The sequence below is a fragment of the Phaeobacter sp. B1627 genome (assembly GCF_006265095.1).
In the GTDB taxonomy this organism is placed as follows: domain Bacteria; phylum Pseudomonadota; class Alphaproteobacteria; order Rhodobacterales; family Rhodobacteraceae; genus Epibacterium.
Genome location: NZ_VCNK01000006.1, coordinates 48,115 through 67,343, shown reverse-complemented (window position 1 = coordinate 67,343; position 19,229 = coordinate 48,115). Strand labels below are relative to the sequence as shown.

Here is a 19,229-nt window from a genome sequence, read left to right as displayed (position 1 = left end):
CTTTTCTATTGCAGCGTTGAACCGTCCGCTCAGGCAGAAAGGGCCATGGATTTCGGTGCATGCCCGTCGCGGTAATTTTGAAATGCCTTTTCCAGCAGGCGTTCAAAATCCCTGGTGTAGCCCTTGGTATCAAACAGTGGCGCAGAGGTCCGCGCCGCTGCCAGCCGGGTCCTGATATCCGCGAGATAGTCCGGATCCTGCGCAATCCGCAGCGCAACATCGTGGTATTTCTTCTCGGTAGGGGTCACCAGATCGTCCAGCCCGGCAGCCGTCAGGATGCTACCCGCGACCCGCGCGGCAAATTGCTCTCCGGTTTTGGTCACCATCGGCAGCCCGGACCAGAGCGCATCGCTGGCTGTGGTATGCGCGTTCACATTGAAGGTGTCGAGGAACAGATCCGCATATTTCAGACGCGCAAGGTGCCGTTCCGGCGTCATGCGCCCCGTGGGAATGATCCGATCGGGATCGACGCCGCGCTTTTCCGCTTCGGCGCGAATGACGCCACGGATTTCCGCTTTGGACACGTAGAACCACAAGACGCTGTCCGGGACCTCCTTCAGAAGGTTCATCCAGATATCATATTCGCGCGGCGTCACCTTGTAGGGGTTGTTGAAGGAGGAAAACACAAAGCCATCTTCCGGCAACCCATAGGCCGCCCGGCAATCGTCGAGCTCTTCGATATAGCGGGTGTCGTCATTGGGCTGGTAGCAATTGGGCATATACAGGATCGATTCCGTGAAATGCTTGCGCAGCTGCGGCGGAACCGTGACCCGGTCAGCGACCATATAGTCCATGGATTTCAGACCGGTGGTGCCCGGATACCCGAGGTAGGCGATTTGTACGGGCGCAATGCGGTCATTGAAGATGTCAAGCCGCCCGCCTTCGGTAAAGCCCTTGAGGTCGACCGCGATATCGATCTCGTCACGGCGGGCAAGATCCACCAGCTCGGCCGTGCTCATGGCGCGCACGTCCTGGAATTTGTCGGCGTTGCGACGGGCGCGCTTGTGTTCAAAGTCGTCTGCCTTGGAGCCGTAGTCATAGAGGTAGATCTCAAACTTCTGGCGGTCGTGGGCCTCCAGCAGCCCCGCCATCAGGTGCATCGTCGCGTGATTGTAAAAGTCGTTCGAGAAATAGCCGATGCGGATCTTCTGGCCCTCGGCCCGCACCCCGGTGGGTTTGCGCGCCTTGACGGGATTGCTGAATTTCGCCCGGATCAGACATTCCGACCGCAGCCGCTGGAATGCGCCATCGTCACAGAGGGACAGGAACGCAAACGGATCGGAGACAACATTCTTGTCGTTGAACACCTTCAGGTAGGTGGGGATCCGGTCGAAATCGTTCCACCGCAGCCGGTGCGCTTTGAGGTGCATCATCCGCGACAGGGCAATCAGGTTCTTGGGGTCGAATTTCACCGCAATTTCGAAGTATTCGATCGCCTCCTCGAACTTGTTCATTTTCATCAGGAGCGTCGCCACACAGGCGTAGTGACTGCCCTTTGTCGGCTCCAGCTTGATCGCTTTCATATAGCTCGACAAGGCAACGCCGAGGTTCTCGATGTCCTTGATCAGAACATCGCCGAGCTGCGCATGCAATTCGCCATTGTCGGGGTCCAGCTCGATGGCCTTGCGCAACAGGGTCACCGCCTGCTTGTTGTCGTGTTTCAGAACAAGCTTTCGCGATTTCGCCAAGAGTTTGAGCGCCCGGCTCCGGTCGGTTTCATCCCGGCCCATACCGCTGCGCAGGTCATTCTTGAAGTCATAGGCGAACCGCGCCCGCTCCTGCGACTGGATCGACTTTGCAAATTCTTCGAATTCCGGAAACTTCTGTTTCCCCGTCTGGGTCAGGGCGAGTTTGCTGTTTTGGACGGGCTGCGACACGGCGATCACGCTCCTATTCAAGGTGGTATTTGCACCCTCACCTTCTGGAGAGGACACACGATTTGCACCAAGTTGTGGCAAGGAGTTCTTAAAAAACTCCTCAAAACAAGGCAGAAGTTGCAAATAAATGTCCGGCCTCCTGCGGTGATGACTGCGGCCTGCGCAGGAACGCAGGACGATCTTGCAGATCCGCGCCTTGCGCCGCACCGATGTCCCGCGTATTAAATAAACAGTCGTTCAATTCTTGCAGCTCAAGGGGAGGAGAGCCCATGGACTTCGCAATGACAGAAGAACAGACGGCCATTTTCGACATGGCCTATGGCTTCGGACAGGAGCATATCGCGCCCTTCGCCCGTCAATGGGAGGCGGAGGGGACAATCCCCAAGACGCTCTGGCCCAAGGTTGGTGAGCTCGGATTCGGCTCCCTCTATGTGAGCGAAGCCTCCGGTGGCTCCGGTCTGTCGCGGCTGGATGCGACACTGGTGTTTGAGGCCCTGTCGATGGCCTGCCCGTCGGTCGCCGCCTTCCTGTCCATTCACAACATGTGTGCCAAGATGCTCGACATGTTTGCAGGCGACGAGCTCAAATCGCGGGTGATGGAGGACGTCATGAGCCTCAACACCGTGCTGAGCTACTGCCTGACCGAGCCCGGCTCCGGCTCTGATGCGGCGGCTCTCAGCACCCGCGCAGAGCGCAGCACTGACGGCTATGTCCTGAACGGAACCAAGGCCTTCATCTCTGGTGGCGGATATTCCGACGCCTATGTCTGTATGGTGCGCACCGGCGCGCAGGGCCCCAAGGGGATCTCCACCCTCTATGTCGAGGACGGCACGCCCGGCCTGTCCTTTGGGGGCCTGGAGGACAAGATGGGCTGGAAGAGCCAGCCGACCGCGCAGGTCCAGTTCGACGATTGCACCGTGCCCGCGGCCAACCTCGTCGGGCAGGAAGGCGAAGGGTTCAAATACGCGATGAAGGGGCTGGACGGGGGGCGCCTGAACATCGCATCCTGCTCTCTCGGCGCGGCGCAGGCCGGGCTGAGCCAGACCCTGCAGTACATGTCGGAGCGCAAGGCCTTCGGCAAGTCGATCGACCAGTTTCAGGGCCTGCAATTCCGGCTCGCGGATATGGAAATCGAACTGCAGGCCGCGCGCGTCTTTCTGCGGCAGGCGGCATGGAAGCTCGATCAGGGCAGCCCGGACGCCTCCAAATTCTGCGCCATGGCAAAGAAATTCGTGACCGAGACCGGCTCCAAAGTCGTGGATCAATGCCTGCAACTGCACGGCGGCTATGGCTATCTGGCGGACTACGGCATTGAAAAGCTGGTTCGGGATCTGCGCGTGCATCAGATCCTCGAAGGCACAAATGAGATCATGCGCGTGATCGTTGCGCGCCATATGCTGGCGGAGCATCACTGACAGAAGGCCGCAGACCATGACAGATATTCACATCCGCATCGAAGGTCGCGCAGGGCGGATCACGCTGACGCGGGAAAAGGCGCTGAACGCGCTCAGCTATGACATGTGTCTGGCCATCGACAGGGCGCTGAAGGACTGGGCCGACACGGAGGCCGTCGCGGTGGTGATCCTGGATGCGGCGGGGCCAAAGGCCTTCTGCGCCGGGGGCGATATTGCCGAACTCTATGACACCGGACGCAAGGGGGACTTTGCCTACGGGCGGCGGTTCTGGCGCGACGAATACCGTATGAATGCGCGGATTTTCGAATACCCGAAACCCGTTGTCAGCTTCCTGCAGGGGTTCACCATGGGGGGCGGCGTCGGCATCGGCTGTCACGGCACCCATCGTATCGTTGGCGACAGCAGCCGGATTTCGATGCCGGAATGTGGCATCGGTCTGGTTCCGGACGTGGGCGGATCGCTTCTGCTGGCGCTGGCGCCGGGCCGGCTTGGCGAGTATCTCGGCACGACGGGCTATCGGATGGGGCCGGGAGATGCGGTTTTCGCAGGCTTTGCGGACCATTTCATACCCGAAGCGCTCTGGCCGGAGCTGATCGCCACGCTGGCACGCACCGCGGATCTCGCGATCCTCGCCGAGGCCGCCACGCCGCCGCCCGAAAGCCCCCTCGCCGCCCTGCAAACGGACATTGACGCCTGTTTCGCAGGCGAGACCGCCGGGGATATCCTGACGGTGTTGCAGCAACGCGGCGATGATTTTGCGGAACAGTGCCTGGCCTCCCTCTCCCGTGGCGCTCCCCTGTCGGTCGCAGCCACGGTCGAGATGATACACCGGCTGCGCTCCACCACCGCCACGATGCGCGCGGCTCTGGAGCTGGAATACCGGTTCACCTGGCGCGCGATGGAACATGGAGATCTGCTGGAGGGGGTGCGTGCATTGATCATCGACAAGGACAAATCGCCAAAGTGGCAATATGCGGACGGGTCCGTGCCGGGTGTCGCCGTCAGTCAGATGCTGATGCCTCTGGGTGCCGATGCGCTGACCTTTGAGGAGGAGGAGTGAGCAAATGAAAATCGGATTTATCGGGCTGGGGAACATGGGGGCGCCAATGGCCGCCAATCTCGTCAGGGCCGGCCATGAGGTGACGGGTTTTGACATGGCGGAGGTCTCGGTCGAAGGCGTCACCATGGCCTCCTCTGCCGCCGAGGCCGCGACCCAGGCACAGGTGGTGATCACCATGTTGCCAAACGGGCCGATCCTGCGCCATGTCGCCAATGAGATCATCCCCGCCATGACCCGCGGCGCGGCCTTTGTCGACTGTTCGACGGTTGATGTGGACAGCGCCCGCGCCGTGGCATCACAGGCCGACAAGGCGGGCCTGCTTGCGGTCGATGCGCCGGTCTCGGGCGGGATCGGCGGGGCGTCTGCCGGAACGCTCACCTTCATGGCGGGCGGGTCAAAGGCGGCTTTTGCCATGGCTGCCCCGCTGTTTGAGGTCATGGGCCAAAAAGCTGTGCATTGCGGGGCCTCCGGCGCCGGTCAGGCGGCCAAGATCTGCAACAACATGATCCTTGGCGTCACCATGATTGCCACCTGCGAGGCCTTCGCCCTTGCCGACAAGCTCGGCCTGGACCGGGACCGCATGTTCGATGTGGTGTCCACCTCCTCCGGCTACAGCTGGTCGATGAATGCCTATTGTCCGGCCCCCGGTGTTGGCCCCCAATCGCCCGCCGACAACGGCTACCAGCCCGGTTTTGCGGCGGAACTGATGCTGAAGGACCTGCGCCTGTCGCAACAGGCCGCAGGCAGCGCCGATGCCGACACCCCGATGGGCAAGCTCGCCGAGGCGCTCTATACGCAGTTTGTCGAAAAGGAGGACGGGCTGGGCAAGGACTTCTCGGCCATGCTGCCCCGGTTTGAACACCGCGGTCGCGACTGACCCGAGCGTTCGGACCGCACACTGATCCGGACATCCGCTGCGCCTGCGCAGATCGGCCCGCCGCCGCGTGCGGGAAGGCCGATCTGGCCTCCCCTACCCGTTGATACGCACCGCGCCGCCGATGGTCTGGGTCACATCCGTCACCGCCGGGCCGCCATGGACCGAGATGTCACCGCCGCTGGAGGCGTTCGCCTGCACGCGTTCTGTGGCCGTCGTGTCGATGTCCGCCCCGCTGGTGGCCGTCACCCGCACGTCCTTGCACCGCAAAGCCGACGCATCGAGTTCGGCGCCGCTTGATGCGATGATTTTCGCCTGATCGCAGCGCCCGTCAATGGACATTTTTGACCCCGCACTGATCCCGATTGCCAGTGTTTTTGCGTCACTCCCCGCAACCTCCAGGTGGCTGCCGCTGGTGACGTCGAATGCCACATCCTGCGCCAGCCTGCCAGACACCTCCGCTGCGGACCCTGCCTGAACCGACAGAGCGACCAGTTCAGGCAGTTCCACCGTGACCCGCAGCTCCCCGTCCAGCAGCCCCATCATCGGCGACCAGCGGTTCTTTCTGTCGATCACCAAGAGCGGACCGTCCTGCGAGATCTTCAATCGCGAAACACCCGATATCCCCGCCGCCTGCGCCTCGACCCCATAGCTGCGGGCCCCCGACACCACGGTCAGATCGATATTCTCGGCGACCTTGATGCTGTGGAAATTCTCAAAATCATAATTCTTGTCCTCTGCCTGGGCAGAGGTGGCGGCCACCGCAGTCATCAAAATGGCGCCATATGTGGCGTTGTGGAAAAATGACATGTTTCCATCCTCTAATGTAAACCCTATTTACATTAGGTGATGTTACGGTGCGTAACATTCAAGGGCCCGAGACAGATAAAAAGTGGATATCCTTCTGCTGGCCCAGCAAAGGCGAAAAAACCGACAAAACCGCCCCCACAAAACCGCCCCCGGAGGCCCCACCCGATCAACAGACGGGGCCCTGACAGATCACTCGGCTGCCACTTTCTTGCGCGATTTCGCATCCAGCATCGGTTTCAGGTAATGCCCGGTGTGGCTGCGCGGCTCCTCGGCCACTTTTTCCGGCGTTCCCACGGCGACAATCTCGCCGCCGCCATCACCGCCCTCGGGGCCAATATCGATCAGCCAATCCGCCGTCTTGATCACATCCAGATTGTGTTCGATCACAACCACGGAATTCCCCTGCTCCACCAGTTCATGCAGCACCTCCAGCAGCTTGCGCACGTCCTCGAAATGCAGACCCGTGGTCGGCTCGTCAAGGATATAGAGCGTGCGCCCGGTGGACCGCTTGGCCAGCTCCTTGGAGAGTTTCACCCGCTGCGCTTCGCCTCCCGAGAGGGTCGTGGCCTGCTGACCGACCTTGATATAACCGAGCCCCACCCGCATCAGCGCATCCATCTTGTCCCGGATCGAGGGCACGGCAGCAAAAAAGGTCTGCGCATCTTCCACTGTCATATCAAGCACATCAGCGATGCTTTTGCCCTTGAACTTGATCTCCAGCGTTTCGCGGTTGTAGCGCGCGCCCTGGCAGGTTTCGCAGGTGACATAGACATCCGGAAGGAAATGCATCTCGACCTTCAGGACACCATCACCCTGACAGGCCTCGCAGCGCCCGCCCTTGACGTTGAAGGAAAACCGCCCCGGCTTGTAGCCCCGCGTCTTGGCCTCGGGCAGCCCCGCGAACCAGTCCCGGATCGGGGTGAAGGCGCCGGTATAGGTGGCCGGGTTGGAGCGCGGCGTGCGCCCGATGGGACGCTGGTCGATGTCGATGACCTTGTCGAGATGCTCCAGCCCCTTGATCGTTTCACAAGGAGCGGGTGTCTGTCGCGCGCCGTTCAGACGCATGGAGGCGGTCTTGAACAGGGTTTCGATCGTCAGGGTCGATTTCCCGCCCCCCGACACCCCCGTGACACAGACGAATTTGCCCAAAGGGAACTCTGCCGTGACATTCTTGAGGTTGTTGCCGGTGGCCTTCACCACCTTGATCTTCTTCTTGTTGCCCTTGCGCCGTGTGGCAGGAACGGCGATTTCCCGCGCCCCGGACAGGTATTGCCCGGTCAGCGAGGCCGCGTCCGCAATGATGGTGTCGGGCGGGCCGTGGCTGATCACCTGTCCGCCATGCACCCCGGCGCCGGGGCCGATGTCGAACACATAGTCCGCCTGGCGGATCATATCCTCGTCATGCTCCACCACGATCACGGTATTGCCCTGATCGCGCAGGTTTTTCAGCGTCGTGATCAGCCGGTCGTTGTCGCGCTGGTGGAGGCCGATGGAGGGCTCGTCCAGCACATAGAGCACCCCGGTAAGGCCCGACCCGATCTGGCTTGCCAGACGGATCCGCTGGCTTTCGCCCCCCGACAGCGTGCCGGCAGCGCGCGACAGCGTCAGGTATTCCAGCCCCACGTTGTTCAGGAACCCGAGGCGTTCGCGGATTTCCTTTACGATGGCACGGGCGATTTCCTGCTTTTGCGCGGTCAGGTGGTTCGGCACATCCTCGATCCAGGCCAGCGCTTCCCGGATGGATTTTTCCACCACCTGCCCCACATGCAGCCCTGCAATCTTGACCGCAAGTGCCTCCTCCCGCAGCCGGTATCCGCCGCAGGTGCCGCAGGAGCGGTTGTTCTGATAGCGTTCGAATTCCTCGCGGACCCAATTGCTGTCGGTTTCGCGGTAGCGGCGTTCCATATTGGGGATCACCCCTTCGAACACCCGCGTGATATTGTAGACGCGGCCGCCCTCATCATAGCGGAACTCCAGCTCCTCTTCGCCGGAGCCATAGAGGAACACCTGTTTCACATGCGCCGGAAGATCCTTCCAGGCGGTGTTCTTGTCGAATTCATAGTGGCGGGCGATGGCTTCGATGGTCTGCAGGAAATAGGGCGATTTTCCCTTGCGCCAGGGGGCCAGAGCGCCGTCATAGACCTTCAGCCCCTGATCGGGGACCACCAGCCGCTCGTCAAAGAACAGCTCCACCCCGAGACCGTCACAGGACGGGCAGGCCCCAAAAGGCGCGTTGAAGGAGAACAGCCGGGGCTCAATCTCGGGAATGGTGAAGCCACTGACAGGGCAGGCAAAATTCTCCGAGAACGTCAACCGGTCCGGCTCGCCCTCGCGGGGGGCTGTCTCAAGGATCGCAATGCCGTCCGCTAGATCGAGCGCGGTGCGCAGGGAATCCGCCAGACGGGTTTCCAGACCTTCGCGCACCACCAGACGGTCCACCACCACATCGATATCGTGGCGGTATTTCTTATCCAGCGTCGGCGGCGTATCCAGCTCGTGGAATTCGCCGTCCACCTTCACCCGCTGAAACCCCTGCTTGCGCAGCTCCAGCATCTCCTTGCGGTACTCGCCCTTGCGGTCCCGCACGATCGGCGCCAGCAAAAAGCCCCGGGTGCCCTCCTCCAGCGCCATGATCCGGTCGACCATATCCTGCACCTGCTGCGCTTCGATCGGCAGGCCGGTGGCGGGGCTGTAGGGCGTGCCTGCGCGGGCAAACAACAGCCGCAGATAGTCATAGATTTCCGTCACCGTGCCAACGGTCGAACGCGGGTTCTTCGAGGTGGTTTTCTGCTCGATGGAGATCGCAGGCGACAGGCCCGAGATGTGATCCACATCCGGCTTTTCCATCATGTCGAGGAACTGACGCGCATAGGCGCTCAGGGATTCCACATAGCGGCGCTGCCCTTCCGCGTAGATGGTATCAAACGCGAGACTGGATTTTCCGGACCCCGACAGGCCGGTGATCACCACCAGCTCATCCCGTGGGATGTCCACATCGATGTTCTTCAGGTTGTGTTCGCGCGCGCCGCGGACTTCGATATTTTTCAACTCTGCCATATCACCCTCAAACTTTGCTTAACACATAGGGGACACCCTGCGACTATCCAAGCAAAAAAGAAGAACAGATACGGAACGCGCGAAATCTCTGTTCAGTCCGTGGTCGCCATCTCGCGGGCGCGCCGGGAAGCGAGGATCTGATGCACCGCCGCGCCGCCAAGAAACAGCAGCCCCGTCATCGCGACCAGCCCGCCGTAGCCAGCCACCGAAATCATCGCCACCATCAGCGGGGTGCCGATGGCGTTGCCAAAATTGCCGGCCTGGGACATCACGCCATTGGCCTCGGATTGGGCGGCCGAGGTGTGGTTCAACTGCGGCACGGCCGCGAAACTCGCGCCCTGCACCAGCCCGAAGGCCCCCGCCAGCGCCAGACAAGCCGCCCCGTCGCCCGGCGCGCCCCACAACCAGACCATCGCCGCCGCGCATAGCAGGAAACCGATCTGAATCACTCTGATCGCCGGCAGGAACCGCAGCATGAAGACCCCCAGCGTCATTGACACTGCAATCGACACCAGCGGCATCGCTCCCATGACAAAGGTGCGGATCTCGGCGGGAATAAACGGCGGCAGGACGGTCAGCACCGACACGAAACAGCAGGTATAGAACACCCAGCCCGCTGCCGGCGCGATCTTGAACGGCGAGCGGTAGATCGACAGGTGAAGCCCGGGCATATCCGCCAGCGGGGGATAGGCCGTTCGCGCCGGCACCGGCAGATTGCGCAGGGCCCGCTGCAGGATCACCGCCAGCACCGCCATCACACCGGCATGGGCACCAAAGAGCGCCAGCACCCCCTGCGAGGCCACCAGCGGCAGGCCGATCCAACTGAGAATGGCAAAGGCGACGCCGAAAAACGTGCTCCAGATCGTCAGGGCCACGCCACGCGCGGGTCCTGTCGCCAAGAGTGCGATCAGCGTCGGGCCTGCGACCACCACCCCCAGATGCGAGATCCCCTCGACCACCCGCGTCAGCAGGAAGAGGCCAAACGGCAGGTGCAGCACTTGCAGCGCCGACATCGCCGCACCCAACCACAGACAGCAGACCAGAGTGCGACGATAGCCAAAGGCCGACACGAACAGCCCCGCCACCACGCCAAAGAGAATGCCTAGAACCCCGACCAGAGAAACGGCCCAGCCGAGCGACGCCCCGAGCCCCGGGTAGAGGTCAGGCAACCGGTCAAAGACCACGCTGATCTTGCCATATTGCGCCGCAGCCCCCAGGCCCGCAGCCCAGATCAGCAGCACCATGCCCCAGTTCACGCGCCCCTGCTGCTGTTCCATCCGCCTGCCCTCATTCCGCTGAAACCGAGGCGCAAAACCTAGTCGAGACCGCAGAGGGAGGCCAGAGGGACCCCGGACGGAGGCGCAACTATTTTGTACCGACACAAAGCCAGCCCGCTGGCGATCTCGGACGCGTGATCTGCGGCTCGCACCAGATGCCCGCCATATGCAAAAGGCCGGGCGTGGGGCCCGGCCTTTGACTTGCGATCCGATCAGCAGCCCGCAGGATGCGTCAGATGTGGATGACCCGGTCAAAGGCATCCAGCACGCTTTCATGCATCATTTCCGACAGGGTCGGATGCGGGAAGACCGTATTCATCAGGTCCTCTTCGGTGGTCTCGAGCTGTCGGCCCACCACATAGCCCTGGATCAGCTCGGTGACTTCCGCCCCCACCATATGGGCGCCGAGCAACTCGCCGGTCTTCTCGTCAAAGATGGTCTTGATCATGCCTTCGGGTTCGCCCAAGGCGATCGCCTTGCCGTTGCCGATAAAGGGGAAACGCCCGACCTTGATCTTGTAGCCCAGCTCTTTTGCCTTGGCTTCCGTATAGCCGACCGAGGCCACTTGCGGATGGCAATAGGTGCAGCCCGCGATGCTTTCGGGTTTCACGGGATGGGCATGTTTGCCCGCGATCAGCTCCGCGACCATGACGCCTTCGTGGCTCGCCTTGTGGGCCAGCCAGGGCGCGCCGGCGATGTCGCCGATGGCATAGAGCCCCTCGACACCGGTGCGGCAGAATTCATCGGTGATGACATGGGTCCGGTCAATCTTCACCCCCAGCGCCTCAAGGCCAAGCCCCTCGACATTGCCGACGATCCCCACGGCCGAGATCACCGTGTCGAACTCGTGTTTTTCCACTTTGCCGCCAACTTCGATATGGGCGGTCACCTTGCCGGCACTCCGGTCGAGCTGCTTGACCATGGCTTTTTCCATGATCTTCATACCCTGTTTCACAAAGGCCTTCTTGGCGAATTTCGAGATCTCCTCGTCCTCCACCGGCAACACCCGGTCCATCACCTCAACCACGGTGGTGTCCGCACCCAACGTATTGTAGAAGCTGGCAAATTCGATCCCGATGGCCCCCGATCCGATGACCAGAAGCTTCTTTGGCATACGCGGCGGCTGCAATGCATGTTTGTAGGTCCAGACCAGATCACCGTCGGCCTCCAGCCCCGGCAGTTCCCGCGCACGGGCCCCGGTGGCGAGGATGATGTTCTTGCCCGACAGCTCTTCGCTGCCCTTGTCGGTTTTCACCGTGACCTTGCCCTTGGCGGGGATGCTTGCGGCGCCCATGACCACATCGACCTTGTGCTTTTTCAACAGCCCCTTGACCCCGGCAGACAGCTGTTTCGCCACCCCGCGCGAGCGTTTCACAACCGCGTCCAGATCGTAGCCGATGTTATCCGCCTTGAGGCCAAAGTCCTTGGCGCGTTCCATCAGGTGAAAGACCTCCGAGGACCGCAGCAGCGCCTTGGTCGGGATACAGCCCCAGTTGAGGCAAATTCCGCCAAGATGTTCCCGCTCCACCACTGCAGTCTTCAATCCGAGCTGCGCGGCACGGATCGCGGCGACATACCCGCCGGGACCGGCGCCAATGATGATCACGTCATAGGATGCTGCGGCCATAGTGTTCCCTCATGAACAAAGATCCAAAACTAGTTTACCGTTAAACTAAATATTCGCAGGCCGCAACAACCGAAGGCTATGGAAGGCGACCCCGTCACAACCGGAACCCACCCCGGCCGCCCGACCCGTACGGCAAAGTGGGCAGGGACGCTCAACCCTGGAGAGCCGGACCGTCAGAGAGAGTGATAGAGAGCAAAAAGCCCCGCCGATGGCAGGGCCCCAGCCTTTGGTTCATGCCAATCCCCGCAGGCCCTGATGTCCATTCAGATCCGGCCTTGCGATAAGGCCCTGCGATGATCCCGCCAGAGCCGGGATCAGACCGCCGCCTGCAACTCGCGCAGCGTCGAGCCGTAGCCGCCAGCCGCAACATAGTCGCGTTCGGGGGCGGTGCTGTGGCGATGGAGGGCTTCGTTGCGATATGGGAAGCGGCCGAACAGGCGGATGACTTCGCGGTGCGCCCGGGCGTGGACCAGATTGCTGCCGCCCGTCTCGGGGAGCCGTTCATGCATCAGGCGGACACAGCGTTCCTGATCACAGAGGCTCTCGGAATGCATCAACGGCAGATAAAAGAACTGGCGCGCCGGTTCATTGAGCCGCAGATCCCACTTGCGATCCACCGCCGCCTTGGCCGCTGCCAGCGCCGCCGGATCGGTGGCAAAGGCCTTGCTGTCGCCACGGAACATGTTGCGCGGGAACTGATCGAGCAGAATGATATAGGCCAATACGCCACTGGGATAGGTGAGCCACAGCGAATAGCTGCCCTCGCTCGCCATTTTCCATGTTTCTTCAAATCGGGAACGGATCTCCGCATCCAGCGCATCGTCCTGGCGATACCACCCGTCCTCGCCGACTGTGTCGAGCCAGAAATCAAGTATCTCTTCGGGGCCTGCCATTGGGTTCACTCCACCGGCTGTAAAAGTAACAAACAGATCCAGATGACGCTGATTCACCCCGCAAGTACAAGTGACGTTAGGTTACAAATCCTGCCATCTGAGGTATTTTTGTGATCAGATGGCAGGATTTTCGGCATGTTGGCGCCATCACCCTGCGTTGGCGGCGTTTTCCTGCTCTTCCAGTTCGGTCTCGATGGCATATTCCTGCGCGACTTCCGCCGCCACTGATGTGGCGCTCGGGCTCATCGCGGCCATGACGCCGGTCTCTTCGACCGGGATCGTGGCCCGCTGTGTCGACCGGTAGAGCGCGTAAAGCACAAGCGCCCCGAGCAGCATGCCCATGAAGAGGAAAAACCCGTTCGGGCCGAACACCGCGTCAGACATCAGCCAGCCGATGATCAGCGGCCCGGTGGAGGCGCCAAGCCCGTTGATAAAGATCAGCCCCCCCGAAGCCGCCGCCATGTCGTCATGTTCGAGAAAGTCGTTGGTATGGGCCAGCAGCAGGGAATAGAGCGGGTTGACCATGCCGCCGATCACGAAGGACAGGGTCAGCAGCACGATGAAATGGCCGCCAAAGATCATCGCCAGCGCCGAGGCCGCAGCGCCGGTTCCGGCGACAAAGATGACCAACACCCGGCGATCCATCCGGTCCGACAGCAGCCCGAGCGGGAACTGAAGGAACAGCGCCCCGACATAGAAACTGGCCGCAAACAGCGAAACCTGATGCAGCTTCAGACCGGCTTCGGTCGCATAGACTGCCGCCATGCCGAACTGGGCCGCAAAGACGCCACCGATCAGGAACATGCCGACACAGCCCAGCGGCGAGGCCTCCATCAGCTGCCGAAGTGTCATCCGCTTGGCGGTGCCAAAGGCCGGCGTGGGCGAGATCGACAGCAGAATGGGCGCGAAGGAGATCGAAACCGCAACCGAGGCAATGATGAACGGCAGATAGCCCGCCGGATCCCCGATCAGGATGAACCCCTGCGCCGCCACCAGCCCGAGGGTCATGACGATCATATAGAGCGAGAGCGCCTTGCCGCGGTTCTCGTTGTCGGCGGCGTTGTTGAGCCAGCTTTCGGCGGTCACATACACACCGGAGAAGCAAAAGCCCACGATCAGACGGCCGATCATCCAGACGATCGGGTTCGGCAGCGCCGGGTAGATCACCATGACCGCCGAAATCAACGAGGCCAGCGCCGCAAACACCCGCACATGGCCAACCCGGCGGATCATCCCCGGTGCGATCCACGACCCGATCAGAAGCCCGACAAAATATGTGGACATCACGAGGGACATCGTGAAAGTCGAATAGCCCTCGATGCCGCCGCGCACGCCCAGCAACGTCCCCTGCAGGCCGTTACCCAGCATCAAAAGCCCGATCCCCAACAGCAGCGCCCATGCGCTGGACAGAACCTGGAACATGTCGTTTCGTCTCCTTCAGTCTTTGTCGGGAACCCAGCGGCCTTTTGCGGGGGCGCGGGGGAATTGGAATGACCCTGGCACATGACGCATCATGACCGGGAAGCTGTACTCATCTGAGCCGCCGTCTGCACTGCGGGACGCCGTCTGCACTGCGGGACGCCGTGGGTATCGGCAATTTTGCCCCCGCGCGGCCCGGCGTTTCCGACTCGCGGGGGGACAGGAACGACGGGGCCTGCGATTTTCACCGCTTTCCCCCCCGCATCTCTTCCCTGCCACAGGGCGGGTGAAATGACTACGCAGATTTCGGGATCAGCAGGGAGGCGTCGCCGTAGGAGAAGAATCTGTAGCGCTCACTCACTGCATGCGCATAAACCCTGCGCATCCGCTCCTGCCCCATCAAGGCCGAGACCAACATCATCAGCGTCGATTTAGGCAGGTGGAAATTGGTCATCAGCGCATCTGCGACGCGAAATTCGAACCCCGGATAGATGAAGATATCCGTCTCGCCCTCCCAGGGGGCGATTGTACCGCTGTCGCGTGCCGCGCTCTCGATCAGCCGCAGCGCCGTGGTGCCGACCGGGATCACCCGATGCCCGGCCGCACGGGTCGCCGCGATGTCCTGCGCCGCCTCTGCCGTCACCTGGCCCCATTCCGCATGCATCCGGTGCGAGGTGACATCCTCCACCTTCACCGGCAGGAAGGTCCCGGCCCCCACATGCAGGGTCACATAGGTGAACTCCACCCCCTTGGCCGCCAATGCCGCCAGGAGCGGCGCGTCAAAATGCAAGGAGGCCGTCGGTGCGGCAACCGCGCCGGAGTGTTTTGCCCAAACCGTCTGATAGTCGGTCTTGTCCTGCGCATCGGCGGGGCGTTTGGCCGCGATATAGGGCGGCAATGGCATCGCCCCGGCCTCGGCCAGGGCCGCGTCGAAATCGGAGCCGGTCAGGTTGAACCGCAGCCGCGCCTGGCCGTCGACCACCTCGGTCAATTCGCCCGACAACCCGGCGCCAAAGCGGATATGCTCACCCGGTTTGATCTTTTTCAGCGGCTTCAGAAGCGCCGCCCAGGTTCCGTTTGCCTGCGGCTCCAGCAGGGTGACATCGATGCGTGCCGCAACCGGCCCCTGCGCCGAGTCCCGGTGCCGCTTGCCACTCAGCCGCGCGGGGATCACCCGGGTGTCGTTCAGCACCAACCGGTCCCCCGGCCGCAGCCACTCGGTCAGATCGGTGACCCGGGCATCGGTGATCCGGTCCTGCTCGGCCACCAGAAGACGTGCCGAAGAGCGCGGCACGGCAGGCCGTGTCGCAATCAGATCCTCGGGCAGGTCAAAGTCAAAATCGCTCAGTTTCATGCAGCGCGCGATACTGCGGTGGATTGCCAATGTCCATGGTCTTTGCGCCATTTGCAGCAGGCCGCCCCGGCCCGCAGGCGGCAGATCGCCGCCCTAGCGGTTTTCATTGCGCAGCCTGCGTTCCTCGCGCTGTTCTTCGGGCGTGGCGATCTGTTCCGGCTCCTCCCCCGGCGCGGTGGGTTGGGCGCCGCGAAAGATCTCGCGCAGGAACCCCGGTGCGATCCCCGACAGCGGGTTGACCGATACCTTGGGGTCATCCGCCGTGCCTTTGAGCGTGAAGGAGAAGCCGAACAACCCCTCTCCCTTGCGGGTCAGCACGCTGCCGATCGCATTGACCAGATAGATCGGCGACAGCACGCCCCGCATGTTCATGTTGCTGGTGCTGAGATCATAGATACCATCCAGCGACAGCCCGATGGAGGGCCCCACCGCAGAGCCGCTGTTGACGGTCAGATAGCGCGGCCCGAGCCTGAAATCCGCCTCGACCGCCGTGAACAGGATCCCCTGCCCCGACAATTCGTCAAACAGCCCCACGAGGCTCAGTGAATTGATCAGCGCGGCAATCGCCGGCGCCCGTTTGATCCGGATGTTCTTGACCAGCACCTGACCGTTGTATTCGCCTGCCGTCTGCGAGGGCACCATGGTCATCTCGAAGCTGCCGCCAAAGCCATGGCGCATCACCCCGGCAGAGCGAAAGACCCCGCCGGCATCCTGTGATTTCACCCGCATCGCCATGCCGCCGTCCTGCGGCACCACCACGCCCTCGACCGGGGTCAGGGTGTTGAGATTGCCGGTGAACGACCCGTTGAAGCCGCCACGGGTGTCAAACCGCCCTTCAAACCGGGACAGGGCGATGTCATCGGTCACCTGCAGCTCTGCCAGCGCCAGGGTGATGGGCGTATTGCCACCGGAACCGCCCCCGGCACTCCCCCCGGCCCCGTCACTGCTGCTGAAGGGCGCCTTGCGCAGATCGACGCGCCCCCCGGACATGGCAATCGCAGGCGCGGCCTCGCCCCGGCCGGTCAGGGTCACCGGCCCCTGCAACCACCCCCCAAGCGAAACAGAAGAGAACTGCGCCTGATCGAAGCCGCCATCCGGGTTGAGGATCACCCGCCCGGACAGAGCCAGACCGTTGGCCTCCAGTGACAAGTCCTCGATCGTCGGCGTGTCGTCCAGCTCTGCGGCAAAGGACAGGGATCCGGTCGTGGATGCGGCCTTGCGCCAGCCCAGCTCGGCCACCCAGAGGCCCACCCCCTCAAGATCACTGTTCACCCGCAGCCGCACCGGCGCGCCGGGCGGCAAGGTCACCTCGAAATCCGCCAGCCCCTCGCCGCTCACCGCGCCCTCGGGCAGCCCGATCCGAAACACGTCGATGGTGCGGTCAGACAGTTCGATCTGCCCCGTCACCCGCCCCGGTTTTGCCCCGTCTCCCCCCGCCCCGAGCGCCTGGCTCCAATGCGCGGTGACCGGCAGCCCGCCGATGAAGCCCGGACCGGAGATTTCCACATGGGTATTGTCGCCCGACAGCTCAAGCCGGTCCGAGGCCAGCCCATAGCCCGGCACCAGCACATCGCTTTCGACAGCGGTCAGACTGCCGCTGTAGTGATAGTCCACCTCGGAGATCTCAAGCTTGTCCCGCAGCGGCATTGAGGCGGTCGCCGTCACCGTCACCTCACCAGATCCCAGATCGACCGGCAGTCCCGCCTTGTCCAGAATGCGCAGCGGCGCCCGGTTCAAGAGCGCCAATGCCGCCCGCGCCGATCCGCTCGCCTGCGCACGCAGGATGCCGATGCTGTTGCCATCCTTGAGCGAGGTGTCGGGAATAATGAACGAACTGCCCCCCAGATCCACATCTCCGCCCTGCTCCGGCTGCAGCCAGCCTTCGGTCGCGGTCGCCACCAGACGCGTGCCGTAGATGCTCAGCTGACCCTTGGCCCGTTCCAGCAGCGGATAGAATTTGTTGAACTTCACGGCGCCATTTTCGAACCCCAGATCCAGCGCCAGAAAGGGCCGTTCGCCGTTGCGTGACCGCAGCGCCACCTGGGCGTCACGGATCTCGCCAGAGCTGACATTGTCGATAAACCACTGGCGCGGTTTTGTCGGCGCCGAGGGCGGCCACAGGGCCTTGACCATGTCCACATCGAACCGGTCCGCCGCGCCCTCCAGATCGTAGTCCCAACTGACCTCGCCCGCGCGGACCTCGCCGCTGATCAGGATATCCGTCTCCTCGCGCTGGATCAGCATTTCGCCCAGACGCAGGCGAAAGGGCGACAGCTCCATGCGGAAATCGGCGCTCACCCCGGCAAAGGACAGCGGCTCGGGATAGAGCCTCAACGGGTTGACCTTCAGATCGGAGAACCGCAGCTGGCCCACCAGTTCGGTCAGCCTGCCGTCGCGCACCCCGACCAGTTCCGCCCGCCCCTCCATCTGTCCGGTGACCCAGCCGCTGTCGACGGAGAGGTTCGAGAATTCCAGCTCCTGTTGCGCGGGATCAAAGGTGAAGAAGCTGCGCGCGGACCGGATCGGCACCGGTTTCAGGGCTTCGTTCGGCTGGATCACCCCGGTGCCGATTTCCAGGCTGGCGGTCAGCGGCATCAGCGCGCCGTCGCTGTCCACCGCCCCGCGCAGCGACCCCGAGATCGGCGCCCGCAGCACATCGAGCCAGCCGAAGGCCGGGCTCTGACTGGCAATATCAGAGCTTGCCACCTGATCGACCACCACCGCAAATTCGGCCCCCGTATCGCCAATATCGGACCGGTAGGTGGCCTCGACCGTGCTGGCATACTCGCGGCCGCTGAGAATCGAGAACCCGGCCTCGATCCCGATACTGTTTCCGTTGCGTGCGAGCTGTACCGTGCCACCGTCCAGCGTCCAGGCCTTGCCGATCCGCAGATCCTCATAGCGCAGGGTCACGGCCTGGGTCTCGACGCGGGTCAGAGCCGACAGAATCGGCAATTCGAGGTGGCGGTCCCAGGCATCAATCAGCTGCGGCAGGTTGCTGGCCTCGCGAAACGGTGTGCCGCCGTCCGAGAAACTCAACGCCACCGCGCCACCGCTGTTGCGCTGCAGGGTGGCAAACAGCCCGGTCAGAGAAATCGTCTTTGGCCGCACGTGCCCTCGCAGCAGCGGCCGCATCGCCAGCGCCGCCTGCGCATCCTCCAGCCGCATCGCAGGCGTGCCGTCGGGATAGAAGACGGTCACATCCCGAAGCGACACCCGCGGCCGCCAGCCCCGCCGCACCACCAGCTGGATCTCTCCGAATTCGATCTGGAGCCCGCCCAGTTGTTCCTCGATCCGTTCCTCGGCTACGGCGCGCACCCATCCTGGCGCGTCAAGGCGCTTGTCCAGAAGGACCGTTATGGCGACGGCCACCACCGCCGCCAGCGCGATCAGCCAGCCCCCTGCCTTGCCGCATCGCCGCCACCGGCGACGCCTGCGCGCGGCCTTCAGATCCGCCGGCGTGACGAACTGAGGCAAGTCTTCCTGCGGTGGTGCAACAATCTGTGCTTTTTCTTCGCCGGACATGATCTATGTATGGCTCGCAATAGCAATAAACCTTGCGCGAT

Annotated in this window: 12 protein-coding genes; 3 read left to right on the top strand and 9 right to left on the bottom strand. The window is 62.7% G+C overall.

The window, feature by feature from the left end:
* Positions 1–29 precede the first annotated feature (29 nt).
* A complete protein-coding gene (locus FGE21_RS04855; RefSeq protein WP_139662168.1) occupies positions 30–1,877 on the bottom strand; it encodes a glycosyltransferase in 1,848 nt (615 codons plus the stop codon).
* A 269-nt stretch (positions 1,878–2,146) separates the two neighbouring features.
* On the opposite strand from FGE21_RS04855, the gene FGE21_RS04850 reads away from it, so the two are divergent.
* Genes FGE21_RS04850 through mmsB form a run of 3 tightly spaced genes read left to right on the top strand, consistent with a single transcriptional unit; the run spans position 2,147 to position 5,229 of the window.
* Positions 2,147–3,292 (top strand): acyl-CoA dehydrogenase family protein, encoded by a 1,146-nt coding sequence (locus FGE21_RS04850; protein ID WP_139662167.1) that lies wholly within the window; start codon positions 2,147–2,149, stop codon positions 3,290–3,292.
* A 16-nt stretch (positions 3,293–3,308) separates the two neighbouring features.
* Positions 3,309–4,352 (top strand): enoyl-CoA hydratase/isomerase family protein, encoded by a 1,044-nt coding sequence (locus FGE21_RS04845; RefSeq protein ID WP_139662166.1) that lies wholly within the window; start codon positions 3,309–3,311, stop codon positions 4,350–4,352.
* Positions 4,353–4,356: 4 nt separating this feature from the next.
* Positions 4,357–5,229, top strand: a complete 873-nt coding sequence (gene mmsB, locus FGE21_RS04840; RefSeq protein WP_139662165.1) for a 3-hydroxyisobutyrate dehydrogenase — start codon at positions 4,357–4,359, stop codon at positions 5,227–5,229.
* A 93-nt stretch (positions 5,230–5,322) separates the two neighbouring features.
* On the opposite strand, the gene FGE21_RS04835 is transcribed toward mmsB, so the two are convergent.
* The 8 genes from FGE21_RS04835 to FGE21_RS04800 form a co-directional block, all read right to left on the bottom strand.
* Positions 5,323–6,036, bottom strand: coding sequence for a GIN domain-containing protein (locus FGE21_RS04835; RefSeq protein WP_139662164.1), 714 nt, complete (start codon positions 6,034–6,036; stop codon positions 5,323–5,325).
* 189 nt (positions 6,037–6,225) lie between these two features.
* Entirely contained in the window at positions 6,226–9,093 is a 2,868-nt protein-coding gene (gene uvrA / locus FGE21_RS04830; RefSeq protein WP_139662163.1) for an excinuclease ABC subunit UvrA, read from the bottom strand.
* A gap of 92 nt (positions 9,094–9,185) precedes the next feature.
* A complete protein-coding gene (locus FGE21_RS04825) occupies positions 9,186–10,370 on the bottom strand; it encodes an MFS transporter (RefSeq protein ID WP_139662162.1) in 1,185 nt (394 codons plus the stop codon).
* A 232-nt stretch (positions 10,371–10,602) separates the two neighbouring features.
* Positions 10,603–11,997 (bottom strand): dihydrolipoyl dehydrogenase, encoded by a 1,395-nt coding sequence (lpdA, locus tag FGE21_RS04820; RefSeq protein WP_139662161.1) that lies wholly within the window; start codon positions 11,995–11,997, stop codon positions 10,603–10,605.
* Between the two features lie 314 nt (positions 11,998–12,311).
* A complete protein-coding gene (locus tag FGE21_RS04815; RefSeq protein WP_139662160.1) occupies positions 12,312–12,890 on the bottom strand; it encodes a DUF924 family protein in 579 nt (192 codons plus the stop codon).
* A 147-nt stretch (positions 12,891–13,037) separates the two neighbouring features.
* Positions 13,038–14,312, bottom strand: a complete 1,275-nt coding sequence (locus FGE21_RS04810; protein ID WP_139662159.1) for an MFS transporter — start codon at positions 14,310–14,312, stop codon at positions 13,038–13,040.
* 292 nt (positions 14,313–14,604) lie between these two features.
* Positions 14,605–15,663, bottom strand: coding sequence for a tRNA preQ1(34) S-adenosylmethionine ribosyltransferase-isomerase QueA (gene queA / locus FGE21_RS04805; RefSeq protein WP_139662293.1), 1,059 nt, complete (start codon positions 15,661–15,663; stop codon positions 14,605–14,607).
* Positions 15,664–15,756: 93 nt separating this feature from the next.
* Positions 15,757–19,188, bottom strand: a complete 3,432-nt coding sequence (locus FGE21_RS04800; RefSeq protein ID WP_139662158.1) for an AsmA-like C-terminal region-containing protein — start codon at positions 19,186–19,188, stop codon at positions 15,757–15,759.
* Positions 19,189–19,229: the final 41 nt, after the last annotated feature.